This window comes from Bifidobacterium avesanii (assembly GCF_009299475.1).
Taxonomy (GTDB): domain Bacteria; phylum Actinomycetota; class Actinomycetes; order Actinomycetales; family Bifidobacteriaceae; genus Bifidobacterium; species Bifidobacterium avesanii.
Window position 1 is genome coordinate 112,621 of record NZ_WBSN01000004.1, and the last position, 24,828, is coordinate 137,448.

Annotated in this window: 18 protein-coding genes; 13 read left to right on the forward strand and 5 right to left on the reverse strand. The window is 65.8% G+C overall.

Translation table 11 applies throughout. The annotated features are described in order from the left end of the window. Positions 1-18: 18 nt before the first annotated feature. The 4 genes from DSM100685_RS03605 to DSM100685_RS03620 form a co-directional block, all read right to left on the reverse strand. Entirely contained in the window at positions 19-219 is a 201-nt protein-coding gene (locus tag DSM100685_RS03605; RefSeq protein WP_152349986.1) for a helix-turn-helix transcriptional regulator, read from the reverse strand. 429 nt (positions 220-648) lie between these two features. After that, complete coding sequence (locus tag DSM100685_RS03610; RefSeq protein ID WP_152349987.1) at positions 649-897, reverse strand: DUF2442 domain-containing protein; 249 nt, start codon at positions 895-897, stop codon at positions 649-651. 13 nt (positions 898-910) lie between these two features. Continuing rightward, entirely contained in the window at positions 911-1,168 is a 258-nt protein-coding gene (locus DSM100685_RS03615; RefSeq protein WP_152349988.1) for a DUF4160 domain-containing protein, read from the reverse strand. A gap of 150 nt (positions 1,169-1,318) precedes the next feature. Further along, positions 1,319-1,534: a helix-turn-helix domain-containing protein gene (locus DSM100685_RS03620; protein WP_152349989.1), complete on the reverse strand. Its 216-nt coding sequence runs from the start codon at positions 1,532-1,534 to the stop codon at positions 1,319-1,321. 418 nt (positions 1,535-1,952) lie between these two features. On the opposite strand from DSM100685_RS03620, the gene DSM100685_RS10685 reads away from it, so the two are divergent. The 6 genes from DSM100685_RS10685 to DSM100685_RS03650 all read left to right on the forward strand — a co-directional run bounded on the left by DSM100685_RS10685 (position 1,953) and on the right by DSM100685_RS03650 (position 9,996). Next, positions 1,953-2,192, forward strand: coding sequence for a helix-turn-helix transcriptional regulator (locus DSM100685_RS10685; protein ID WP_163200888.1), 240 nt, complete (start codon positions 1,953-1,955; stop codon positions 2,190-2,192). Between the two features lie 545 nt (positions 2,193-2,737). Beyond that, positions 2,738-2,935 carry a hypothetical protein gene (locus tag DSM100685_RS03630; protein WP_152349991.1) on the forward strand — a complete coding sequence of 66 codons (198 nt, stop codon included), beginning with the start codon at positions 2,738-2,740 and terminating at the stop codon, positions 2,933-2,935. A 161-nt stretch (positions 2,936-3,096) separates the two neighbouring features. After that, positions 3,097-4,269 (forward strand): pyridoxal phosphate-dependent aminotransferase, encoded by a 1,173-nt coding sequence (locus DSM100685_RS03635; RefSeq protein ID WP_163200886.1) that lies wholly within the window; start codon positions 3,097-3,099, stop codon positions 4,267-4,269. 133 nt (positions 4,270-4,402) lie between these two features. After that, positions 4,403-6,301: an ABC transporter ATP-binding protein gene (locus tag DSM100685_RS03640; protein ID WP_240811880.1), complete on the forward strand. Its 1,899-nt coding sequence runs from the start codon at positions 4,403-4,405 to the stop codon at positions 6,299-6,301. A gap of 89 nt (positions 6,302-6,390) precedes the next feature. Continuing rightward, complete coding sequence (locus tag DSM100685_RS03645; RefSeq protein WP_420837371.1) at positions 6,391-8,232, forward strand: ABC transporter ATP-binding protein; 1,842 nt, start codon at positions 6,391-6,393, stop codon at positions 8,230-8,232. A gap of 792 nt (positions 8,233-9,024) precedes the next feature. Beyond that, complete coding sequence (locus tag DSM100685_RS03650) at positions 9,025-9,996, forward strand: hypothetical protein (protein WP_152349995.1); 972 nt, start codon at positions 9,025-9,027, stop codon at positions 9,994-9,996. Positions 9,997-10,677: 681 nt separating this feature from the next. On the opposite strand, the gene DSM100685_RS03655 is transcribed toward DSM100685_RS03650, so the two are convergent. Beyond that, positions 10,678-11,400, reverse strand: a complete 723-nt coding sequence (locus tag DSM100685_RS03655) for a TetR/AcrR family transcriptional regulator (RefSeq protein ID WP_152349996.1) — start codon at positions 11,398-11,400, stop codon at positions 10,678-10,680. Positions 11,401-11,639: 239 nt separating this feature from the next. Between DSM100685_RS03655 and DSM100685_RS03660 the strand changes: the two genes are divergently transcribed. The 7 genes from DSM100685_RS03660 to gltB all read left to right on the forward strand — a co-directional run bounded on the left by DSM100685_RS03660 (position 11,640) and on the right by gltB (position 24,828). Beyond that, positions 11,640-12,341, forward strand: coding sequence for an ABC transporter ATP-binding protein (locus DSM100685_RS03660; protein ID WP_152349997.1), 702 nt, complete (start codon positions 11,640-11,642; stop codon positions 12,339-12,341). A 5-nt stretch (positions 12,342-12,346) separates the two neighbouring features. Then, positions 12,347-15,676: an FtsX-like permease family protein gene (locus DSM100685_RS03665; protein ID WP_152349998.1), complete on the forward strand. Its 3,330-nt coding sequence runs from the start codon at positions 12,347-12,349 to the stop codon at positions 15,674-15,676. 74 nt (positions 15,677-15,750) lie between these two features. Further along, the gene (locus tag DSM100685_RS03670) at positions 15,751-17,298 is read left to right on the forward strand and encodes an amidohydrolase family protein (protein WP_152349999.1); all 1,548 of its coding nucleotides are present in this window, start codon (positions 15,751-15,753) and stop codon (positions 17,296-17,298) included. Between the two features lie 21 nt (positions 17,299-17,319). Beyond that, positions 17,320-17,853, forward strand: coding sequence for a nucleotidyltransferase domain-containing protein (locus tag DSM100685_RS03675; protein ID WP_152350000.1), 534 nt, complete (start codon positions 17,320-17,322; stop codon positions 17,851-17,853). Then, positions 17,853-18,215, forward strand: coding sequence for a HepT-like ribonuclease domain-containing protein (locus DSM100685_RS03680; protein ID WP_152350001.1), 363 nt, complete (start codon positions 17,853-17,855; stop codon positions 18,213-18,215). Before DSM100685_RS03675 ends, DSM100685_RS03680 begins: the two co-directional genes overlap by 1 nt. A 137-nt stretch (positions 18,216-18,352) precedes the next feature. Next, positions 18,353-19,456 (forward strand): aldose 1-epimerase family protein, encoded by a 1,104-nt coding sequence (locus tag DSM100685_RS03685; protein ID WP_152350002.1) that lies wholly within the window; start codon positions 18,353-18,355, stop codon positions 19,454-19,456. Positions 19,457-20,256: 800 nt separating this feature from the next. Beyond that, a complete protein-coding gene (gene gltB, locus DSM100685_RS03690; RefSeq protein WP_152350003.1) occupies positions 20,257-24,828 on the forward strand; it encodes a glutamate synthase large subunit in 4,572 nt (1,523 codons plus the stop codon).

Sequence of the window (24,828 nt, forward strand, 5' to 3'; positions counted from 1 at the left end):
GTGCCTAGCCGCATTCTTTTAATCGGGGTATCCGTCCGTCAGATCCGACGGATGGCAATTAAGTATGCGGGACAATCTCAATGCCGTGGTAAGCGTCATGTTGCCGACATCTCTACGGCCGGTTTCATAGGCGCTTATTTCGGTTTGGGACATGCCCGCCCGCTTGGCTAACTGGACTTGGGTTAGTCCAGTGGCCTTGCGTAGTTCCTTAAGTCCCATTGGCTCACCTACTTTCGGTTTAGGTGAGTCCGATAATACTAGCGAATTGTAATATTCGCATGTATGGGGATGCACTCTGAAGTTCTCAAACTGCGATTGTCGTTGCCCGATCGGGCTTGATGATTATTAGCATACGCTAATATCCGTGGGTAATCAAATCGGCGTGTCGAAAACCGGCACGCCGATTAAATGCCAGCAAGGCATAAAGTTTACTTATCGTCAGCCAACGCAGCATATCGGGCAACCAGAAGATTTATCTCCGTATCCAGAGACGTTCCGGCACGCCGCGCACCCTTTCGAGCTTTACGCCACAGCAGACGCTCGGCATACCCCTTAGCGTCCCAACTCCCTTCGGGAATCCAGAACGGGGTAGGCTTCCACACATAATCCGTCACAATACACCGCCTTCCTTAGCAACAAAAGCCATAGTCAAGCCGCCACCATGTCCGAACGCACACGCTCGGGCGCTATATCAATATCACCCGGCCACGTGGGCACACCAAACACAAGACGAACCATATTGAACCGCTCAGGCGTATTAACCTCACGAAACATGCCACGCGTCACATACTTGGACATGTCAAACACGCCACGGCTCCCGTCCGAGCACGCCACACGAAGCCTAAACCCCGGCAACGGCTCACACTCGGTAACCTTAACCATGTAATCAACCATCATGCACCCCCTTGTATTATCGCAACGGATCGATCCTAAACGGACGCTCAAGATTAACGGCAAGCTCCCAATCAGCCTCCAATTCGTCCACGTGCAACTCTATCCAAGCCTGCACAAGACGTCTTTGCTTCCGCGGGAAATCACCGTCCAACACCTCGCCGTCAAACGTAAACGCAGCCTCGTGACCTTGATACCGCACATGAATATGTGGCGGCACATGATCCTCGGGGTTCATCGTGACGACGATACCGAAAAACATACTAATTGCCGGCATTGCACCACCTTTCGCTAGTAGTTCCCAGCATATCCCGTCTACCTTGGGATACGCTATAGTGCCTTGCTACGGCCATGAAGACCGATGGCAAGACCGACTGTGATTCTGTCTTTCGCCGCTCACAGTCAAGCGCGACGTAAGCCCTCTGTCTTACGATTTATCGTTCTCGGGATCATCCAACAGTTTGCGAGGGTTAGCCACGCGCAACGCGTCACACAACTTAAGCGCCGTATTTAGCGAAATTTCGCCTATGTCACGTTGCCCAGTCTCCCAATCAGCTACACGCGATTGAGTCAGGCCGGGTATTCGCTCCGCTAGACGCTGTTGGGTTAACCCTCGCTTCTGCCGTAGTTCCCTTAGACCCATTGGACTCACCGCCTATAGTTAGTAGTGAGTCCGATTGTATCAATCCACCAAGGGGAGCGGCCGGAACCCGCTAGGGCCCGGCCTTGCGACTCAACCGATATGCAAGCGGGGCACGCCGTCGAGGAATACGACGACATGCCAACCGTGATACAATCGCGCCGTGAGTTCATGTATCTGACCACATGAACCACGGAACCGGAGAGTCGCCAACACTAACGAATTTCGTTTCATGTTGTATTCTCCCTTAAGGTGGTTTGGCCCCGTGCTTATGCGTGGGGCCTTTTACATTCCAGTCCGCAAACCGTGGTTTCTGATGCCATCGCGCCGCCGAAACGGCCCACGGCTCACTAGCGGGGACAATTCCATGCCGACGATCGATACAATGGGACCTACCTCCATATGGGAAGTAGGTCTAACTATGACGCTGAGAAAACTCAGGCAGAAGCGCGGGCTAACCCAGCAAGAGTTAGCCGAACGTGTGCACGGTGTCAACCAGTCTCGCGTCGCCGGCTATGAAAATGGCCGGTATGACGTGCGTAACATGACGCTGGGCACGCTGCTTGAAGTGCTTGACGCGGTTGGGCAAAAGGCTCTAGCGCGTAAGCTCCGTACGCTTCTGCTTGAAGATTCCACGTTCGGCGCGGTGTCCGATAAATAACCCGAGGGCTTTGCCGTTGGTCTTCATGGCCGTAGCAAGGCACTAGGCGCGCCCGTTGGTTGCGCCGTGGGACGTACTAAAAGGGCCCGCAAGCGTTAGCGGCGCTTGCGGGCCCAAGGTACGGCGCGAACAAAAGTTCGCGTAGCTCCCAGCCAAGGGATACTACTCATGCTAATTCCACATGGTTCAGTAAGCAAGTTCGTTCCGCACGCCTCTTGCGGGCGGATGCATGAGGTGTCGACCGAGTGGGGCTGGCTATGGTTCACCGTTTGTCTTGACGGTGAACGCGTAATCAGCGTTCACATGGTCTGATATGTGAGTTTGCGGTCGGAATGGTGTTCCAGCTCTCTTTGGGTGGAATTCATACATAATGAGTCGCTGTTTGACGACCCCACGCCCGGCGCGGTAGTCGGTAATAAATCATGCGTGGGCTGTCATCGGTCTTCATGGCCACCGGCTAATGGCCATGTGCCACGGCGGGTGCTGCGACGCGCAATGCAATGTCGTAGGAACAAATATGCCAAGCGAGAATAGGATGACCGAATATGAGCAAGCTGACTATGGAACGGCGGGCGCGCAAAATCGCCGCCGCCCGGTTACGGGTCCGAAAGCTCGCCGAAGGAATCCGCGTCGTCGGGTATGACGAGCACGGGCCGGTACTGGACATTCCGCAGGCATTCGTGCACCGGCCGAAGCGATCCACGTCCGGCGCGCTGATTCTGCCCGAGGAGTGGGCGGACTGACATTCGCCGCGGACGTTTCAGGATCGTCGGTGTCGCGTGCGCCCCGCCGGGAAACATGCCGCGGCTATCATCGGGCAGCAGTTTCGGCCATGCGGCGCAATGGCGCATGGCCGGCCCCGGCGCAAGGAATCCGGGAGCCCGGAAATTCAGGGAGGAACCGCATGCCCGCAGTGTCGCTTCGCGCCCGTCAGGCGCTGTACCCGTCCGTCCGCGAAATGTTCGAACGCGCAGCCCGCGTGCCGGACGCCGTCTCCTTCGCGATCGGCGAACCCGGGTTCGACACCCCGCGGGCCATGATCGACGCGGCGTACCGTGCGGCGCTCGCCGGGGACACGCACTACACGCCCAACCGCGGCGCCGAAGCCCTGCGGCGCGCGTGGTGCGACCACCGCAACCGGGCGGACGGCACGGACTACGACCCGGAGCGCGAGATCATCGTCACCGCGGGCGGCATGGAGGGCGTGCTGCTCGCCATGATCGCCGCCATGGACCCCGGCGACAACATCCTCATCCCGGACCCCGGCTACGCGAACTACTTCGGCCAGGCGCAGATGGCGCAGGTGGGCGTGGTGCCCGTGCCGTTGCACGAGGAGCACGGCTGGCGCATGCGGGCCGAGGACCTCGAGGCCGCGGTCACGCCGCGCTCGCGGGCGCTGCTGCTCAACTCGCCGTCCAACCCGACCGGCGCGATCATCGATCCGGGGGAGATGGAGCGGATCGCGCGCGTGGCCCGCGAGCACGACCTGTGGGTGATCAGCGACGAGGTGTACCGCGCGTTCGTGTACGACGACGGCAAGCCGTGCCCGTCCATCGCGCAGATGCCCGGCATGAAGGGGCGCACGCTCGTGGTGGACAGCTTCTCCAAAACATATGCGATGACCGGCTGGCGCATCGGCTGCGTGTTCGGGCCGGAGCAGGCCGTGGACCAGATGACCGTGATGCAGGAGAACGTCGTCTCGTGCGTGCCCGGCGCCCTGCAGGCCGGCGCGGTCGCGGCGCTCGAAGGCTCGGCGGACATCCTCGCGACCATGAAGGCCGCGTACCGGGCCAACCGCGACATGGTGGTGGACGCCGTCGCGCGCATGCCGCTCGTGACCTGCAACGTGCCCGACGGCGCGTTCTACGTGCTCATCAACGTGAAGGCCACGGGGCTGGACGACCGGGAGTTCGCCTATCGGCTGCTCGACGAGGCGCGTGTGGTGGTCACGCCCGCCTCCGGATTCGGCTCGCGCGGCGCAGGCTACGTGCGCCTGAGCTACGTGGGTACGGGCGAGGCGACCGCCGAGGGGCTGCGGCGCATGCGCGCGTGGCTTGACGGCATGAACAGGGCGTGACGCCGGCGGGTGCTAGGATTTTCGCGTCCACCATAGCGGGCTGGCATATGGACGTACGTACGTACACCATGGCGTGATGGCATGCGGTGCGGGACGGAACGAGCGACACAGGACGAGTAACCGGGAGCGGCGTGTGAACACGGTGAGGGAACTGCTGCGGCATCTGGGCGAATTCAGGCGGGACACCGCGCTGACGCCCGTGTGGATGGTCGGGGAGGTGGTGTGCGAGATGATCATCCCGTTGCTCATGGCCACGCTCATCGACCAGGGCGTGGAGCGCGGCGACATGGGCGTGATCGGGCGCACCGCCGCGATCATGGTCGCCGTGGCCCTGTGCGGCCTCACGTTCGGCTGCCTCGGCTCGGTGTTCGGCTCGCGCGCCTGCACCGGATTCGCCCGGAACCTGAGGCAGGACCAGTACGACAACATCCAGACGTTCTCGTTCTCCAACATCGACCGCTTCTCCACGCCGAGCCTTGTGACGAGGCTCACCACCGACGTGATGAACATCCAGAACGCCACCATGATGATCCTGCGGATGGTGCCGCGCGCCTTCTCCAGCCTCATCATCGCCATGTGCATGGCGTTCGTGGTCTCCGGCACCATGGCGCTCATCTATTTGGGCGCGGTCGTGGTGCTCGGCGTGGTGCTCGGCATCCTCATGTCCATCGCCGCGAAGTACTTCCGCCGCGCGTTCCCCGAATACGACGCGATGAACGAATCCGTGGAGGAGAACGTGACCGCCATGCGCGCGGTGAAGGCGTTCGCCCGCGAGGGCATGCAGACCCGCGTGTTCAAAGCCACGTCCAAGCGCATCTACGACATCTTCCTCAAGGCCGAGCTCGTGCTCGCCGCCGTGGACCCGATCATCCAGGCGACCATATGGGGATGCCTGCTGCTCATCAGCTGGGTGGGCTCGCACCTCATCGTGCAGGACCAGCTCACCACCGGCGACCTGACGAGCCTCTTAATGTACTGCATGAACATCCTCATGAGCCTCGTCATGCTCTCGATGACCATCGTGATGATCACCATGTCCTCCGCGTCCGCGCGCCGTATCGTCGAGGTGCTCCGCGAAAGGGACGACATGCCGTCCGCCGCGCACCCGGTGACCGAGGTGCGCGACGGGTCGGTCGTCTTCGACCACGTGGACTTCGCCTATCCGGCCGTGAAGCCCTCCGAGCACGACCCCGCCGCCCGACGCCGGGCCGAGGCCGCCGCGCGGTTCGATGGCAGGCGCGACAAGGCTCGCAACGCCCTGACGGACGTCAACCTCTCCATTCCCTCCGGCGCGGTCGTCGGCGTGATCGGCGGCACCGGATCGTCCAAGACCACGCTCGTCAACCTCATCCCGCGCCTGTACGACGTGACCGGCGGCAGCCTCAAGGTCGGGGGCGTGGACGTGCGCGACTACGACCGGAACGCGCTGCGAGACAAGGTCGCCGTGGTCCTGCAGAACAACGTGCTGTTCTCCGGCACCATCGCGGCGAACCTCCGTTGGGGCAATCCGGACGCCACGATCGACGACTGCCGGCGCGCCTGCCGCATCGCGTGCGCCGACGAGTTCGTCGACCGGCTGCCCGACGGCTACGAGGCCAGGGTGGAGCAGGGCGGCCAGAACTTCTCCGGCGGCCAGAAGCAGCGCCTGTGCATCGCCCGCGCCCTGCTCAAGGACCCGAAGGTGCTCATCCTCGACGACTCCACGTCCGCCGTGGACACCGGCACCGACGCCCGCATCCGCCGCGCGTTCGCCAACGACATGCCCGGCGTCACCAAGATCATCATCGCCCAGCGCATCTCCAGCGTGGAGGACGCGGACATGATCGTCGTGCTCGACGACGGGCGGATCGACGGCGTCGGCACGCACGCCGAGCTCATGGCGTCCAACGAGATCTACCGCAGCATCCACGACCTGCAGACGCAGGGCGGCGGCGACTTCGACGAGGCGGCGTTCGACGGCGTCGCGGAGGCCGGTGTCGCGGAGGACAACCAAGACGGCAAGGACGATTCCGACGAAGAGGAGGTGCGCTGATGCCCGCTCCCGGATCCCGCAACAACGCCGGACGCGCGGCGGCCGGAGCCAAGGCCGCCCGCGAGCTCGACCACCCGTTCCGCACGTTCATGCGCCTGATCGGCTTCGTGCTCAGGCTGTACGGCTGGCAGTACTGCGCGGTGATCGCCCTGATCGTCGTCACCATCGTCGCGCAGGTGCGCGGCAACCTGTTCTTCCAGACGCTCATCGACGACTACATCACGCCCATGCTCGCCTCCGGCGGCCGCGACTTCGGCCCCCTGCTCGCGGCCATCGGATCGCTCGCCGCCATCTACGCGCTCGGCGTCGCGGCGAACGCGGCCAGCGCGGTGCTCAAGGCATTCGTCACGCAGGGCTTCCTGATGAAGCTGCGCAACCGCATGTTCTCGCACATGCAGAAGCTGCCGCTCGGCTACTTCGACACGAACACGCGCGGCGACGTGATGAGCCTGTACACCAACGACATCGACACCCTGCGCCAGATGGTCTCGCAGTCGGTGCCGCAGATCTTCAACTCGCTGCTCACCATCGTCATGGTGCTGGCGAGCATGGTCTACCTGTCCGTGCCGCTCACGCTGGTGGTGCTCGTCGTCTCCGGCGTCATGGTGTGGACCACGAAGGTGCTCACCGGCAAGTCAGGCACGTACTTCTCGCGCCAGCAGAAGTCGGTCGGCGCGCTCAACGGCTACGTCGAGGAGATGATGACCGGGCAGAGGGTCGTCAAGGCGTTCACGCACGAGGAGGCCGCCAAGGCGAGGTTCCGCGAGCTCAACGGGAAGCTGTACGAGGCGTCCAACAACGCGAACAAGTTCTCCGGATTCCTCGGGCCCATCAACAACCAGCTCGGCTACGTGGCCTACGTGCTGAGCGCCCTCGTCGGCGGCGCGCTCGCCGTGACCGGGACCACCGGGCTCACGCTCGGCGCGCTGGTGAGCTTCCTCACGTTCGTCAAGTCGTTCACCATGCCGATCAGCCAGGTCAGCCAGCAGCTCAACTCCATCGTCATGGGCCTCGCCGGCGCGGACCGCATCTTCAAGCTGCTTGACCTCCCGGAGGAGACCGACGCCGGCGAGGTGACGCTGGTCTCCGTGCGCGAGGACCCGTCCACGGGCGCATTGCGCGAGACGGACGAGCGCACCGACCGGTGGGGCTGGAAGGACCTCGCGAGCGGCCGCATCACGCCCATGCGCGGCGACATCCGCCTGAACGACGTGACCTTCGGCTACGTGAAGGGCAAGACCGTGCTGCACGACATGACCATGTTCGCCAAGCCCGGCCAGAAGATCGCGCTCGTCGGCTCCACCGGCGCCGGAAAGACCACGATCACCAACCTCATCACCCGCTTCTACGACATCGACTCCGGCTCCATCGCCTACGACGGCATCGACGTGACGCGCATCCGCAAGGCCGACTTGCGCCGCTCGCTCGGCATGGTCCTGCAGGACACGCACCTGTTCTCCGGCTCGATCATGGAGAACATCCGCTTCGGACGGCTCGACGCCACCGACGATGAGGTGATCGCCGCCGCGAAGCTCGCCAACGCGCACACGTTCATCGAGAAGCTGCCCGCCGGCTACGACACGCAGCTCACCGGCGACGGCGCCTCCCTGAGCCAGGGCCAACGCCAGATGCTCGCCATCGCCCGCGCCGCCGTGGCCGACCCGCCGGCGTTGATTTTGGACGAGGCCACTTCGTCCATCGACACCCGCACCGAGGCGCTCGTGCAGGCCGGCATGGACGGGCTCATGAAGGGCCGCACCACGTTCGTGATCGCCCACCGCCTCTCCACCATCCGCAACGCCGACTGCATCATGGTGATCGAGGCCGGGCGGATCATCGAACGCGGCACGCATGAGGAATTGATCGCCCAGCGCGGCCGGTACTACACGCTCTACACCGGGCTGAAGGGCGGCGGTTCGTCGGAGGAGTAGCGGCGGGTGGTCGGGCGGTGGTCCGGTCCGTGCGTGGGACCGGTTCCCGTGCGTGGATTGGGCCGCCTGATTCGCCGTCGGCGGGCTGGCATGGCCCAGCGGCCCGCCCGTAGGAGTCGGTTGTGGGCGGCAGACTGCGGGGCTGCATATTTCCGCTCGTCCGTGGCCGTGCCGCTCCCGATCCCGGCTCGTCCGCCCGATCGGTCGGCGATATTCGCCCCGCTGTCTGACGGACCTCCCGGTGTGGTCCTTCCGCCCGTTCCTTCGCCTTCTTTTCTTTGGGTTTGGTCGGTTGTCCGTCCGAAATAATATCGGCGTGATATGGAACCGTACGTAGAAGGCTCCCGAATGGCATAAAACATATCGCTCCGACACGGAACCGCGCCCGGGCGGATGGTGGATGACGGGAATAATATCGATGTGATACGAAACCGTGCATGGAGACCGACTGAGCGGCGTGAATTGTATCGTCCCGATACGGAACGGTACGCAGGTACCGACTGACCGACTGAGCGGCGCGGGTCCATACTGCCGAATGCGGAACCGCGTGCAAAGATGGCGGACACGTCGAGACTGCGTTGGGCGGTGCGAGGAATGAGGCATGTCGCATGTGCGCAGCGCGGCAATGCAACCCGCGCCGGATGCCTCCGCCGCCACGTTCGACCACGGACGCGGCGGTTATCCACCGTTGTGGTCGCGACACGCCCGAACATGCCCGTTCGGGGGTCACGTTCGTTCACATCGGCCCGTTCGGCTGGCGTCTGACGCGCCCGACCCGATACGGTGCGAACCATGCGCAGAAATCCAAGGATCGAACGGCTGATGGATGAGGCCCAACGCGAGCGTCGGTGTGCCGTCGGACGCACCGACGCCGACCGCAGGGCCTTGGCCCGTCGCGCCGCAGCCGGTGAGCTGATCGGCCCGTACCGAAATCTGTACGCACGATCCGACTACTGGCGGGGGCTGCAGACCACCCAGCGCACCATCCACGTTGTCAGGGCACTGGCCCTGCTGCATCCCGACTGGGTTTTCGCGGGGCTGACGGCGGCGACCATCCACGGTTTCGACCATTCGGTCTCCCTGCACGACGGCACGGTGTCCATTGCCAGCCCGCGCACGTCGCAATCCCGCGATTCCGGGCGGTTGCATCGCATCCGCATGGTCGATCCCCAGCCCGTAGTCATTGACGGACTTGCGGTGACGGGCGTCGTGCGCACGCTGCTGGATTGCGGCAGCACATATGACTTCGAGGATGCGCTCGCCCTGTTCGATTCCGCCGTCCGGCAAGGAATCGCCATTGACGGCGTATTGGCCGCGGCGTGTTCCCGCGGGCGTAAACCGCCGGGTTCGGACGTGGCGCGTCTCGCGAAGCTGTGCGAGCATGCCGACGGGCTGAGCGAGAACGGCGGAGAGTCCAAGGTCCGTGCGCTGATCATCCTCAACGGGTTCCTCAGACCCCAATTGCAGCGGCGGTTCGAGAACCCGGACAACCCGCTCGGCCCGTACCGCACCGATTTCAGCTGGGATCTGCCGGATGGGATCATCGTCGCGGAATACGACGGTATGACGAAATACACGTTGCCGCAGTCGGGTTCGGGCGAGCGGCGCACGGTCCGGGCGGCCGTGCATGCGGAACGCCGGCGCGAGGACCATCTCAGGGCGCAGGGCGTCACCGCCATCGTGCGGCTGGAATTCGAGGACCTGCTGCATCCGGAACGGCTGGTGCGCAAACTGGTCGAGGCCGGGGTGCCGCGGACCGCGTGACGGCGGGCGGAGGGTTGCGCCCTGCGCCGGAATCCGGCATCCGTCGGTGACGAATGACCACATGCGGAGACCATCTTGACGGCGTAATTCGTATCGCTGCGATATGAGAACGTACGTTCGGCTACGTTGGATGGGGCAAATCATATCGTCCTGATACGGAACCGTATATGAAGGATGATTGAGCGGCGTGAACTGTATCGCCGTGATACGGAACCGTGCACTGGGAAACATTGGTTGGCGTAAATAGTATCGCCGTGATACGGAATCGTACGCGAAAGCGTGTCGGGCGGCGTAAATCGTATCGTGCTGATACGGAACCGTACGCGGAGGGTGTCTGAATGGCGCAAATCATATCGCCGTGATACGCAACCGTGCACGAGGACCGGCCGAGTGGTGTAAATCGTATCCACTGATACGAAAGAGCGCATTCGAGCGAGCCAATCGGCGCGAAACATATCACCGTGATATGGAATCGTGCACGGAGGCATGTCAGGCGTCGTAAATCGTATCGTGCTGATACGGAACCGTGTGCGGAGGACGGCTGAATGGCGCAAATAATATCGTGACGATACGGAATCGGACGTGCCGTGCCGCGCCGGTCATGCCATAATGACTCAGCTTGCGTTTCACAGGCGATCGCAAGCGGGCGATGGGTGCACATGCCGCATTCCGCATGCCGCGTCACGCACGGGCGGGCGTGCCGGCCGACTCGTCCGCATCGCCTTCGACGAGCCTGAGATTCAGGGTCAGGGACTCGATGCCGGCCATCCGTGTGGTGGTGGCCACCATGCTCGCCATGAAATCCACGGGTTCGCGTCGTCCGCCGCGGAACCAGGCGCGCAGCACGTTGACGATGCCGCCGGCCAGATAGGCGAACTGGTAGTCGCGTACGGTCTCGGCGAGCGCGCGGTCGTAGACGGGGACGACGCCGTGGCTGCGGTCCCGCTGCCCGGCGGTGGCGATCGGATCGACGAATCGGCCGAGTTGTCCGTCGATCGAGGCGATGAGGTCGGCGTACAGCGCGTCGCCCTGATTGCCGACGAGCAGGGAGAACAGGTGCTCGTGCGCGTCGGAGAATTCGAAGATCTCGCGGATGAGCGGCTGGTATTCGGCTTGCGAGATCTCCCCGCCGTGCCGGGCGATGATTGCGCTCAGCGTGTCGATGAGCTCGGCCTTGATCTGCTCGAACATGTCGTAGATGTCCGTGTAGTGCGCGTAGAAGGTGGCGCGGTTCACGTCCGCGAGCTCGGTGAGTTCGGTGACGCTGATCTTGTTGAGCGGCTTGCGCTCCAGCAGCTTGAGCATCGCCTCCTGCAGCATGGCCCGCGTGCGGCGGGCGCGGCGGTCGAGCGTCTTCGGCGGTTTGGCGGTTTTGGCGGTTTTGGCGACTATTGCGTCGGACATGGTGCGTTATCCCTCATTTTCGGTTCGTTGTGTCGGCTATCCGTCGGAATGCCCGCGGATTGGCCGTTGCGCGGCCTCCGATCGTTTGCCATCATGATAGCGCATAAACAACACATGTTGGAAAACATATATGTGTCGGCTAGCAATCAACCGTCAATAATCGGCGGTCGGGCGCCGGACAAGGCACAGCAAGGCACGGCAAGGCACGACAAGGCACAACGACAAGGAAAGGGGTGCGCATGGCCTACATCGAAATGGTCCACAGTTTCAAGCGCTATCACATGGGAAGCACGACCATCGTCGCCAACAACGACGTGAGCTTCGGCGTCGAGAAGGGCGAGCTCGCCATCATCCTCGGCTCGTCCGGCGCCGGCAAATCCACGGTGCTCAACATTCTGGGCGGCATGGACACCAACTCCGAGGGGCGGGTGATCATCGACGGGAAGGACATCTCCAACTACACGTCCCGCCAGCTCACCGACTACCGCCGCCGCGACATCGGCTTCGTGTTCCAGTTCTACAACCTCGTCGCCAACCTCACCGCTAGGGAGAACGTGGAGCTCGCCTCCGAGATCGTGCCCGACGCGCAGGACCCGGTGCAGGCGCTGACCGACGTGGGGCTCGCCGACCGCATCGACAACTTCCCGGCCCAGCTGTCCGGCGGCGAGCAGCAGCGCGTCGCCATCGCCCGCGCCGTGGCCAAGAACCCCAAGATCCTCCTGTGCGACGAACCCACCGGCGCGCTCGACTACAACACCGGCAAGCAGGTGCTGCAAATACTGCAGGACCAGAGCCGCGTCAAGGGCGCCACCGTGGTCATCGTCACACACAACTCCGCCATCGCGCCCATCGCCGACCGCGTGATCCGCATGCACGACGCGCGCGTCAAGTCGATCGAGGTCAACGAGCACCCGATGGACATCAAGGACCTCGAATGGTGAGCCGCATGACCCGCAAACGCACGCTCTGGAAGGACATCCGCGCCACGCTCGCCAAGTCCTGGGGCCGGTTCGTCTCCATCGTGAGCCTCATGGCCCTGGGATCGTTCGCCCTCGTCGGCCTGTTCGCCACCGCGCCGGACATGCGGATGACCGGATGCGACTACTACGGCGGGCACAACCTCGCCGACGTGACCATCGTGAGCGACTACGGGCTCACCGTCGACGACGAGGCGATCGTGCGCGCGACCCCCGGCGTGAGGGACGCCGAATTCGGCTACTTCAAGGACGTGACGATCGCCAACAGCGACCACAGCCTGCGCATCCACTCGCTGCCGGAAACCGTCTCCACCTACGAGGTCGTCGAGGGCCGACTGCCGCAGTCCGACGGCGAAATCGCCCTCGACGCCGCCGAGCGCGACAAGTACGCGGTCGACAGCACCATCGCCGTGACCGAGCCGCCGGACATCGCCGGCGACACCGTGCTCACGCGCGACTCGTTCACCGTGGTCGGCTTTGTGAACGCCAGCGACGCCGTCTCCAACCTCAACATGGGCCAGTCCACCGCCGGCACCGGAGAACTCGACGGCTACGCGGTCGTCACGCCGGGCACCTTCAACTCGGACGTGAAGATGATCGGCCGCGTCACCTTCGACGACACCGCCGGGCTGGACTACTGGGACACCGCCTACCGCGACCGCGTGCAGGCCCACAAGGAGACGCTCGAACGCCGGCTCGCGAACCAGCCCGAAGCCCGCCGCGCCTCCATCCAGGCCGACCGGCGCGAACAGATCGACAAGGCGCGCCGGCAGGTGGACGACGCCAAGCAGCAGCTCGCGGACGCACAGACACAGCTCGACCAGGCCAAGGCGCGGATCGACGCCGGCAAGGACCAGATGACCGCCGGCGAACTCGAAGCCGTGGACCAGGCGTCCTCCGCGCTCGCCCAACTGTCCAGCGGCGCCGCGCAGATCGCCGCCGCGAACACCGCCATCACCGGGGCGCAGACCCAACTCGCGGCCGGCGCCCAGACGCTTGATGCCGGACAGGGCCAACTCGCCGAGGCGGCCGGCCAGCTCAAGGACGCCCGCACGCAGCTCGACGCGGCCCGCGTGGCGCTCACCGCCGTCAAACCCGTCCTCGACCAGACCGGGCGCCTCCTCGACGCATGGAACGCCACCGGGCTGACGGGCGGACTGTACCAAACCGTCTCCGACCGCTACTCCGAGGCGCTCAAGGACTACAACGCCGCCGCGGCGCAGTACAACCGGGGGCTCGCCGCCTACTACGACGGGCTCGCGCGATACCGCGACGGCGCCGCGCAGCTCGAACAGGGGAGCGAGGCGTACCAAAAGAACGCGGCCGCGCTCGCCGACGCCGCGAACCAGCTCGCCTCCAAGGAGAGGGAGCTCGGACAGGCCGCCTCCACGGCGTCGGGCTCCATGGGCTCGGCCGCGGGCGGCGCCAAGCAGCTCATCCAAGGCCGCCGCGACTTGGAGAAGGCCGAGGAGGAATACGACGCCAAGCTCAAGGAGTTCAACGACGCCAAGCCCGAGGCGGAACGGAAGATCGCCGACGCCGAGCATGAGATCGAGCTGGCAAGCGAGAAGGTGGACACGCTTGAGGTGCCGGCCTACTCGGTCGACGGCCGGCGCGAGGGACTCACCTCCGAGGGCTACCGCGTCTACGAGATCATCGCGAACATCGTGGAGAAGCTCGCCATGATCTTCCCGATCTTTCTGTACCTCGTGGCCGCGCTCGTCACGTTCACCACCATGGGCCGCATGGTCGACGAGGAGCGCACCAACTCCGGCACCCTCAAGGCGCTGGGATACGGCAATGGCGACATCATGAAGAAGTTCACGGTCTACGGCTTCGCGGCCTCCACGGTCGGCACCGTGATCGGAGTGGCGGCCGGGCACACGCTGCTGCCGCTCATCGTCTACCATGCCTACGACTCCGGCTTCACCGTGCCGCGCATCGAACTGCACCTCCACCCCGCGGTCACGGCCGTCTCGTTCGCGCTGGCGTGGCTGAGCGCCGTCGTGCCCGCGTGGCTCGTGGCCGCCCGGGAGCTCAGGGAGAAGCCGGCCGCGCTGCTGCTCCCGAAGCCGCCGGCCAAGGGATCCAAGATCCTCCTCGAGCGCGTCACGCCGCTGTGGAACCGCCTGAGCTTCACCCGCAAGGTGACCGCCCGCAACCTGTTCAGGTACAAGTCGCGCGGGTTCATGACCATCTTCGGCGTGGCCGGGGCCGTGGCGCTGCTCACCGCGGGGCTCGGCGTGCAGGCGTCCATCGGGCAGATCCAGGAGCGGCAGTTCGACGAGGTGATCCACTACGACCTCATCGTGGCGGAGAAATCCGACAACAACGCCGAGCAGCGCGACGCGGTGGCCAAGGCGGTCCGCGCGGCGGATCGGGACGGCGGCAACGACGCGGTGCGCGAATCCACGCCCATCCGCTACGAGGAGCTCACCAAAACCGCCGGCAAGCAGGGCGATAAGCAGTCCATCACGCTCATCGTCACCGACGACGCCTACAACTTCGGCGACTACATCACGCTGCGCGACCGGGCCGCGCACCAGCCGCAGGTGCTCACCGACCGCGGCGCCGTCATCTCCGAGCGCATGGCCGACATGCTCGGCGCGAAGTCGGGCGACACCATCGCTGTGACAGACCCGGACGGCGTGGAGCGCGAGGTGCGCGTGGACGGCGTGACCGAAATGTACATCGGCCACTTCATGATCATGACCTCCGGCGGCTACGAGCGCACGTTCGGCAGGGACTACCAGTCCAACGCCTACATGGTCCGCCTCACGGACCCGGGCGCGGACAACGCCGAAAAGCAGGGCGCCGCGTTCATGACCGTGGACGGGGTGCGCGGCGTGGTGCAGAACACCACCATGAAGGCCCAGGTGTCGACCATCGTCGACTCGCTCGACCAGATCATGGAGGTGCTCATCCTCGTGGCCGCGCTGCTCGCCGTGGTGATCCTCTACAACCTCACCAACCTCAACGTCTCCGAGCGCATCCGCGAGCTGTCCACCATCAAGGTGCTCGGCTTCCACTCGAATGAGACCACCATGTACATCTACCGCGAAACCATCGTGCTCTCCGCGCTGGGCGTCCTCGCCGGCTATGGCTTTGGCGCGGGGCTCCACCGCTACATCATCACCGAGGTGCCGCCGGACGAGGTGATGTTCGACCCGGCGCTGGCGTGGCCCGCGTTCGCGGTTCCGCTCGCCGTGGTGGCCGTGGTGCTCGCCGTCCTCGGCTGGGTGGTGTACCGCCGTCTGAAGACCGTGGACATGCTCGGCGCCCTGAAGTCGGTGGAATAGCGGCAAACGGCGACGAACGGCAAACGGTGACGAACGGCAACGAACATCAGCAAGAGAAGGAGCGAACGAACCCCATGAACGCGAACGAACCCTCGCCTTTGCGATTCCGCGGCAAGGTCGACTTCCAGTCGCACTACCTGCCGCCCGCGTACCTCGAATTCCTGCGCGAGCATTACCCGGGGAACCCGGACGGCTATCCCACGCCCGACTACTGGACCATGGACTGGCAGCGCGAGAAGATGGACCTGCTCGGCATCGGCTACGCGCTTCTGGAACTCTCCTCGCCCAACGTCTTCCTGCCGCAGGTGGGCGACTGCCTGCGGCTCGCGCGGGCGGTCAACGACCAGGGCGCGGCGATGGCGGAATCGGATCCGAGCCGGTTCGGTCTGATCGCCACGCTGCCGCTGCCGTGGACCGAGGCGTCCGTCGGCGAAGCCCGGCGCGCGCTCGACGAGCTCGGGGCGGACGGCGTGGGCGTGACGACCAACCACCACGGCGTCTACTTGGGCGACCCCCGGCTCGATCCCGTGATGCGCGAGCTGGACGACCGGGGCGCGATGGCGATCATCCACCCCACCGCGCCGCCCGTGACCGTGCCCGGCGCATGCGACGGACTGGCCCTGCCCGCCTTCGAATACTTCGTGGAGACCACGCGCGCCTTCGCCAACATGGTGCTCAACGACACGTTCGCCAAATTCCCGAACGTCCGTTGGGTGGTGCCGCACGCCGGCGCGTTCGCGTCGATCCTCGCCGACCGGTTCGACGGCTTCGCGCTCATGCTCCGCTTCGCCGATCCGGACCGCAGGGCCGACTACATGGCCGCGATGGCCCACGTGTACTTCGACCTCGCCGGATTCAGCGAACCCAAGCAGCTCGGAGACCTGCTGGACAACGTGCCGGACACGCACCTGCTCTACGGTTCGGACACGCCCTACACGCCCATCGAGGCGGTGCTGGGGCAGGCGCGGGCGCTGGAGGGCACGGACAAGCTCACCGAGGCGCAGAAGCGCATGATGTTCACCGGCAACGCGCTCGCGGTCAATCCGAAGCTGGCGTCCGTCCCGGACCTTGCGCGGGCGGCCGTCGAACCGGCTCCGGCCGTCGAACCGGCTCCGGATGCGGCAGGGGAGCGCGCGCAGGGACGCCGCGAACGCCGGCACGTCCGGCTGCTGCGCGACCTCTTCCCGCGCAGGCGCGTCAGCGTGCCCGTACCCGTGCCGCCGCACGAGGCCGTCCCGAAGATCGCCGACGCGGTCGCCGAGGCCGCATCCGTCCGGTTCGCCCCCGACCCCGGCGACGATCCCGCGCTCGTCGGGCGCTATGTGGCGAAGATCGCCTCCCCGGTGGGCGCGATCACCGTCCCCGTCATCATCTGCTACGACGACGCAACGCGCGCCACGTTCCACGGCAAGGCCAAGGTGATGGGCCGCGTGGCGTCCTTCCGCGACGGCCGGCGCGACGGTCCGCTGCACACGTTCGGCGTCTCGGTGCGGCTGCCCTTCGGCATGCTGGACGTGCGCCTCGAGGCGTCGCTCGGCGCGGACGGCCGCGTGACCGGACGGGCCGTCGCCCCGAACCGCAAGCCGATGGCGCTGACCGGCCGGCGGGTGGAGCGGATATAGCGCATATGCTATGGTGATGCCATGAAATCGATCGCGGAACTGCGTGCGGACCGGCTGCGGGCCGGATTGAGCCAAAGGCGCGTGGCCGAGGCCATGGGCACCACGCAGTCCGCGCTGTCGCGCGCCGAACGGGAGGGCAACCCCACGCAGTCGTTCCTGCGAAGGTATGAGGATGCGCTGTCCGGGCTGACCGTCTTGGATCCGGCCGATAATCCGGCGGCGTCCGCTTCGGACAGCGTGCTGGAGATCGCCACAATGCGCATGATCGCGGGCGACATCGCGCGCCGCCATCACGTCGCCGAGCTGTACATATATGGCTCCGTCGCGCGCGGCGAGGCCCGCCCCGATTCCGACGTGGACCTGCTCTACCGCATGGAGCCGGGTGCGCCCCGCGGCATGACGGCCATGCGGGCGCTGAGCGACGACCTGTCCGCGGCGCTGGGGCGCAAAGTGTCGTTGACGTCATACGATTCCCTGCTGCGCCACGCCGCGGACAGCCGTGCCAGCCGTCGGTTCCTCGACCACATCCGCCCCGATCTGGTCAAGGTGGCGTGATGGGAACGCACGCCGACCAGCGGTTCCGCGACGAAACCACCCTCATCCGGCTGCTCGAGCACCTCGACCACGCCATGGAGGATCTGGGACGGGTTCCATCCGCGGACGCGCTCGTCGCCGACCGTGTGCTGCTCAATTCGGTGGCCATGGAAATGACGCAGGCGCAGGAGTGCGCGCGTCGACTGTCCGATGCGTTCCGGGAGGAAATGCCGCGGCTGCCATGGGGAGAGCTGCGTGCGCTGCGCAACGCACTGGTCCACGACTACGATGAAATCGACGTCGAATCGCTGTATGACACGGTGAGCGGGGACATTCCGAAGCTCGCCGCGGAGCTCCGGCCGGTCGTGGACGCCATCGCGTGAGCGCTCGGCTGCGCATGCCCGCAAGAAATCGGTTTCACACCATGGGCGTGTCTGACGTATGCTGGCATGCGTAGCCTTGACGCGCAAGGCAATCCCCGAGTCGGGGCAGGATCAGGACAGGATCAAGGAGGACCGTCATGCCGATCGACAACCGCAACAACACAGCCGCCCGGGCCGCCATGCTCGCCCGCGTGGGCAGCGTGCAGCAGGCCGCCTACGCGCGACCCATCGAGTATCAGGAGGGCCGCGCCCACGGCCTCAAGGCGATCGAGGTGAAGAACGGGCCGCTGCGCTTCATGTCCATGGCCGACCGTGCGCTCGACGTGGCGCAGATCGAATACCGCGGCGAGAACCTCACGTTCCTGTCCAAGCCGGGCCTCAACGGCCGCAACCAGTTCGACACCAACGGGCTCGAGGCGCAGCGGTCCATCATGGGCGGCCTGTTCTTCACCTGCGGCTTCGAGAACATCTGCGCCCCGTACGTCACGCCCGCGGGTTCGAAGTACCCGGCCGGCAGCTACCCGATGCACGGGCGCATCCGCACCACGCCCGCCGAGCACGTCTCCTCGGACGCTCGCTGGACGGAGAACGGCGACTACGTGCTGGAGGTCTCCGGCGAGATGCGCGAGGCCGAGCTGTTCGGCGAGAACATGGTCCTGCGCCGGCGCATCACCAGCGTGTACGGCACGCCGTCCATCACCGTCGAGGACGAGGTGATCAACGAGAGCTTCCGCGACGAGCCGCTCATGTGGATGTACCACTGCAACTTCGGCTGGCCCCTGCTGGACGAGGGCGCCGAGGTGGTCATCCCGAGCCTCAAGGCCACGCCGCGCGACGAGACGACCGCCGCGGACGACACCCCGTGGAGCGAGATCGGCGCGCCGGTGGAGAACAGGCCGGAGAGCGTGTACCTGCACGAGCTCGCGGCGGACGCGGACGGCCACAGCTTCGCCGGCGTCGTCAACCGCAAACTGGGCCTCGGCGTGGTGATCGACTTCGCCGCCGCCGACTTCCCGTACTTCATGGAGTGGAAGTCCATGGGCGCGGGGGACTACGTGGTCGGCCTCGAGCCGTCGAACTCCAGCGTCCTCGGCCGCGGCTGGCACGAGGAGCGCGGCGACCTGCATACAATCGCCCCGCAGACGAGCGAGCGCAAGACCGTCGCGTTCACCGTGATCGAGGGGGAGACCGCCATCGACGCGCTGACCGCCCGCCGCGACGCGCTCGTCGGCAAGGCGTGATGTCTCACCGGCAGGGCGCGAACCTCGCCGCGTTCGTGCCGCTGCTGGCCATCTGCCGTGACGCTCCGCCGTCAGGGCGTGAACGGTGTGAACGGCAGTGATGTTCCGCCGCAAGGCATGAGCGGCATGGCGCCCGGCGGCAAGGTGACCACGCGCCGCCCGGCCGCAGGACGTGGTGGCATGGCCCACTGCAACCCCGGCAACAAGGTGTGGCACCCGTCCGCAAGATGTGGTACCCGGCGGTACCGGCGGCAAGTGGCGGCATCGGGCTGCATCGGGCCGCGTCCGGCTGACATGACGGGCCGCATCGTACCGATTTGACGGGCTGAAAACGACGAAATCCGGTCTTCCAAGCGCCAAACCGACGCCATTGCGGGGGTTTGACGCTTGGAATCGCGGATTTCGTCCGTTTGGGCCCGCAATTCCGCGGGGACGGGCCGAACGTGATGGGAATGCGGGAATGCGGGAATGCACGGGATGCGCGCGAGGGACGCTCCCGGAATGCGACGGGACGACGTGAGGCCGACGAGAATGAGCGGCCGGTGGGGGAGGACGCGCCGGACGTCCCGCAACTGCGGCCGGTGGTGCGGGGGAGCGCGCCGCCGGCGCGCGAAACGGGGTATTGACTTTTGCCCGTACTCGGTATATGGACGCCGAAACGTGTTTGACATCCCCGGGATGTACGCTGACTACGCATTATCCAAAGAACCGCGGTTTGTCAAGACCTTTGCCGAGACTTCGTGCGAGATTTCGCCAAGGCTTTGCCAAGACGCCGCCAAAACGAGTCGAAGGTGGTTTCGGTGACTTTCCACGCCCCGCTAGATCTCACGATCCATGATTCCCAAGGGTTGTACAACCCCAACAGCGAGCATGACGCATGCGGCGTCGGCATGGTCACTACCCTCAACAAGCGCCCCGAGCGCAAGATCGTCGACGACGCCATCGAGGTGCTCGTCAACCTCAACCACCGCGGCGCCGTGGGCGCAGAGGAGAACACGGGCGACGGCGCCGGCATCCTCATGAGCATGCCCGACGAGTTCATGCGCGCCACCGCGGGCGTGGAACTGCCCGCCGAGGGCCACTACGCCGCCGGCATCGCGTTCCTCGACCGCGACATCGCCACCTCCGGCCAGCAGGAGCAGGCCATCGCCCGCATCGTGCGCGAGGAGGGCCTCGACGTGCTCGCGTGGCGCGTCGTGCCCACCAACCCGGACGGTCTGGGCCTGCAGGCCCTCGCCACCATGCCGAGCTTCAAGACGCTCGTCGTGGCGTCCCCGGACGGCGACCTCGCCGGCATCGACCTCGACCGCAAGACGTTCCGCATCCGCAAGCGCGTCGAGCACGAGGTGGGCGTGTACTTCGCCTCCCTGTCCGCGCGCACCATCACGTACAAGGGCATGCTCACCACCATGCAGCTCACGCCCTTCTTCAAGGACCTGTCCGACGAGCGCATGAAGGCGCGCATCGCCATCGTGCACTCGCGCTTCTCCACCAACACGTTCCCGAGCTGGCCGCTCGCCCAGCCATTCCGCCTGCTCGCCCACAACGGCGAGATCAACACCATCCAGGGCAACCGCAACTGGCTGTCCGCCCGCGAGGGCCGCCTGAGCTCCAAGCTGCTCGGCGAGTTCGAGGAGCTGCTGCCCATCACCACGCCCGGCTACTCGGACTCCGGCACGTTCGACGAGTGCCTCGAGCTGCTGCACCTCGCCGGCCGCTCCCTGCCGCACGCCATCAGCATGATGCTGCCGCCGGCGTGGGAGAAGAACGACTCGCTCGACCCGGACGTCAAGGCGTTCTACGAGTACAACAACACGCTCATCGAGCCGTGGGACGGCCCGGCGGACATCATCTTCACCGACGGCACCCAGGTGGGCGCGCTGCTCGACCGCAACGGCTTCCGCCCCGGCCGCTGGCAGCTCGACTCCGACGGCTATCTGGTCCTCGCCTCCGAGGCCGGCGTGCTGCCGAACATCCCGCAGGACAAGGTCGTGGCCAAGGGCCGCCTCGAGCCGGGCAAGATGTTCCTCGTGGACACCGCCGAGGGCCGCATGATCCCGGACGAGGAGATCAAGAAGTCCCTCGCCTCCCTGCACCCCTACCGCCAGTGGGTGGAGGGCAACTCCGTGGAGATGAGCGACCTGCCGCAGCGCGAGCACGTGAGCCACTCCGGCCAGTCCGTGCAGCGCCGCCAGCGCGCGTTCGGCTACACCGAGGAGGACCTCAAGCTCCTCCTGACCCCCATGGCCAACACCGGCAAGGAGCCGCTCGGCTCCATGGGCAACGACAACCCGCTGCCCGTGCTCTCCAAGCGCAGCCGCATGCTGTTCGACTACTTCCACCAGAAATTCGCGCAGGTCACCAACCCGCCGCTGGACTGGGAGCGCGAGGAGATCGTCACCTCCCTCGAGTCCGCGATCGGCCCGGAGCCGAACCTGCTCGAGGACACCGAGCTGCACGCCAAGAAGATCCTCATCCCGCTGCCCGTCATCAACTCCGACGAGATGGCACAGCTCAAGCGCCTCGACAAGGCCAAGGTTCTCGGCGGCTACTACCGCCCGTTCGTCGTCAAGGGCCTGTATCAGGTGGCCGGCGGCGGCAAGGCCCTCGAGGAGCGCCTCGAGGAGATCTTCTCCGAGGTCGACCAGGCCATCGAGAACGGCAGCAACTTCATCGTCCTGTCCGACCGCGACTCCAACCACACGTGGGGCCCGATCCCGTCGCTGCTGCTCACCGCGGCCGTGCAGCACCACCTGCTGCGCCGCCACACCCGCACGCAGATCTCCATGGCCGTCGAGGCCGGCGACGTGCGCGAAATCCACCACGTGGCGCTGCTCATCGCGTACGGCGCCGCCTGCGTGAACCCGTACCTCGCGTTCGAGTCCGTGGAGGACCTGTCCCGCTCCGGCTACCTCAAGGTGGACGCCCCGACCGCCGTGAGGAACCTCACCAAGGCCCTCTCCACCGGCGTGCTCAAGATCATGTCCAAGATGGGCGTCTCCACGATCATGAGCTACCGCGGCGCCCAGCTGTTCGAGGCCGTGGGCCTGAGCAAGGACGTGGTGGACAAGTACTTCACCGGCACGGTCTCGCAGGTCGGCGGCGTCGGCCTCGACGAGATCGCCGAGGAGGTGGCGATCCGCCACCGCGTGGCCTACCCGAACCAGTGGACGGCCACCCCGCACATGAACCTCGAGACCGGCGGCGAGTACAAGTGGCGCCGCACCGGCGAGGACCACCTCAACGACCCGGAGGCCATCTTCCTGCTCCAGCAGTCGACCCAGCGCGGCGACTACCAGATGTTCAAGAAGTACTCCCACCACATCAACGACACCTCCAACCGCCTCATGACCCTGCGCGGCCTCATGAAGTTCCGCCACGACCGCAAGCCGATCGACATCTCCGAGGTCGAGCCGGCCAGCGAGATCGTCAAGCGCTTCTCCACCGGCGCCATGAGCTACGGCTCCATCTCGCAGGAGGCGCACGAGACGCTCGCCATCGCCATGAACACGCTCGACGCGCGCTCCAACTCCGGCGAGGGCGGCGAGTCCGACGACCGCATCAACGACCCGCTGCGCTACAGCCGCATCAAGCAGATCGCGTCCGCGCGCTTCGGCGTCACCTCCGACTATCTGGTGCATGCCACCGACCTGCAGATCAAGCTCGCGCAGGGCGCCAAGCCCGGCGAGGGCGGCCACCTGCCCGGCGCGAAGGTCCCGCCGTGGATCGCCAAGGTCCGCCACGCGACCCCGGGCGTGGAGCTCATCTCCCCGCCGCCGCACCACGACATCTACTCCATCGAGGACCTGAAGCAGCTCATCAACGACGCGAAGATGGCGAACCCGAAGGCCCGCATCCACGTCAAGCTCGTCTCCGAGTTCGGCGTCGGCACGATCGCGGCCGGCGTGGCCAAGTGTCATGCCGACGTGGTGCTCATCTCCGGCTACGACGGCGGCACCGGCGCGGCCCCGCTCAACGCGATCCGCCACGCGGGCACCCCGTGGGAGATCGGTCTGGCGGAGACGCAGCAGACGCTGATTTTGAACGGCCTGCGCTCCCGCATCGTCGTGCAGTGCGACGGCGAGCTCAAGACCGGCCGCGACGTGGTCATTGCCGCGCTGCTGGGCGCCGAGGAGTTCGGCTTCGCCACCGCCGCGCTGATCGTCGAGGGCTGCGTCATGATGCGCGCCTGCCAGAAGAACACCTGCCCGCAGGGCATCGCCACGCAGGACCCGGAGCTGAGGGCCCGGTTCCGCGGCAAGCCCGAGCACGTGATCAACTTCTTCATGTACATCGCCGAGGAGGTGCGTGAGATCCTCGCCGAGCTGGGCTTCCGCACGCTCGAGGAGGCCGTGGGCCACGTCGAGTGCCTCGACCAGAACGAGGCGATCAAGCGCTGGAAGGCCGACGGCGTCGATCTGTCCAACGTGCTCATGCAGCCCGGCCCGGTTCCCGGCACCATCCTGCACAACACCGAGAAGCAGGACCACGAGCTGGAGAAGGCGCTCGACAACGAGCTCATCCGCCTCGCCGAGCCCGCGCTCGAGCGCAAGGAGCCCGTGCGCATCGAGGTGCCGATCCGCAACGTCAACCGCACGCTCGGCACCATGGTCGGCTACGAGATCACCCGCCGCTACGGCGCCGAGGGCCTGCCGGACGACACGATCGACATGACCCTGCACGGCTCCGGCGGACAGTCCATCGGCGCGTTCATCCCGCGCGGCGAGACGCTGCGCGTCTACGGCGAGGTCAACGACTACGCCGGCAAGGGCCTGTCCGGCGGACGGCTCATTGTCCGCGCGGAGGACGGCGTCACCTTCGACCCGCACACCAACGTCATCGCGGGCAACGTGACCGGCTTCGGCGCCACGTCCGGCGAACTGTTCATCGCGGGCCGCGCGGGCGAGCGCTTCGGCGTGCGCAACTCCGGCGCCACCTTCGTGGTGGAGGGCGTCGGCGACCACGGCTGCGAGTACATGACCGGCGGCACCGTCGTCGTGCTCGGCCCCACCGGCCGCAACTTCGGCGCGGGCTTCTCCGGCGGCAACGCCTACGTGCTCGACCTCGACATGGCCAAGGTCAACCCCGAGGCCGCCCACAACGGCTCCCTGCTCTTCCAGCCGCTCGAAGGCAAGGAGGAGGAGCTCGTCCACGAGCTCGTCAAGAAGCACGCCGAGGAGACCGGCTCCGCGTTCGCGCAGGGCCTGCTGGACGACTGGGCCAACGCGTCCAAGCGCATCACCCACGTGGTGCCCGCCCACTACGTCGCCATGCTCGAGGCGCTGGCCGACGCCGAAGCCAACCATCTCGACTTCTCCGCGCCCGGCGTGTGGGAGAAGACTTACGAACACGTCATGGAAGGAGCCCACTGA

What these genes read in the sequence shown, in the direction of transcription:
- DSM100685_RS03605 (WP_152349986.1), bottom strand. Translation starts at nt 219, where the DNA reads ATGGGACTTAAGGAACTACGCAAGGCCACTGGACTAACCCAAGTCCAG.
- DSM100685_RS03610 (WP_152349987.1), bottom strand. Translation starts at nt 897, where the DNA reads ATGATGGTTGATTACATGGTTAAGGTTACCGAGTGTGAGCCGTTGCCG.
- DSM100685_RS03615 (WP_152349988.1), bottom strand. Translation starts at nt 1,168, where the DNA reads ATGCCGGCAATTAGTATGTTTTTCGGTATCGTCGTCACGATGAACCCC.
- DSM100685_RS03620 (WP_152349989.1), bottom strand. Translation starts at nt 1,534, where the DNA reads ATGGGTCTAAGGGAACTACGGCAGAAGCGAGGGTTAACCCAACAGCGT.
- DSM100685_RS10685 (WP_163200888.1), top strand. Translation starts at nt 1,953, where the DNA reads ATGACGCTGAGAAAACTCAGGCAGAAGCGCGGGCTAACCCAGCAAGAG.
- DSM100685_RS03630 (WP_152349991.1), top strand. Translation starts at nt 2,738, where the DNA reads ATGAGCAAGCTGACTATGGAACGGCGGGCGCGCAAAATCGCCGCCGCC.
- DSM100685_RS03635 (WP_163200886.1), top strand. Translation starts at nt 3,097, where the DNA reads ATGCCCGCAGTGTCGCTTCGCGCCCGTCAGGCGCTGTACCCGTCCGTC.
- DSM100685_RS03645 (WP_420837371.1), top strand. Translation starts at nt 6,391, where the DNA reads ATGCGCCTGATCGGCTTCGTGCTCAGGCTGTACGGCTGGCAGTACTGC.
- DSM100685_RS03650 (WP_152349995.1), top strand. Translation starts at nt 9,025, where the DNA reads ATGCGCAGAAATCCAAGGATCGAACGGCTGATGGATGAGGCCCAACGC.
- DSM100685_RS03655 (WP_152349996.1), bottom strand. Translation starts at nt 11,400, where the DNA reads ATGTCCGACGCAATAGTCGCCAAAACCGCCAAAACCGCCAAACCGCCG.
- DSM100685_RS03660 (WP_152349997.1), top strand. Translation starts at nt 11,640, where the DNA reads ATGGCCTACATCGAAATGGTCCACAGTTTCAAGCGCTATCACATGGGA.
- DSM100685_RS03665 (WP_152349998.1), top strand. Translation starts at nt 12,347, where the DNA reads ATGACCCGCAAACGCACGCTCTGGAAGGACATCCGCGCCACGCTCGCC.
- DSM100685_RS03670 (WP_152349999.1), top strand. Translation starts at nt 15,751, where the DNA reads ATGAACGCGAACGAACCCTCGCCTTTGCGATTCCGCGGCAAGGTCGAC.
- DSM100685_RS03675 (WP_152350000.1), top strand. Translation starts at nt 17,320, where the DNA reads ATGAAATCGATCGCGGAACTGCGTGCGGACCGGCTGCGGGCCGGATTG.
- DSM100685_RS03680 (WP_152350001.1), top strand. Translation starts at nt 17,853, where the DNA reads ATGGGAACGCACGCCGACCAGCGGTTCCGCGACGAAACCACCCTCATC.
- DSM100685_RS03685 (WP_152350002.1), top strand. Translation starts at nt 18,353, where the DNA reads ATGCCGATCGACAACCGCAACAACACAGCCGCCCGGGCCGCCATGCTC.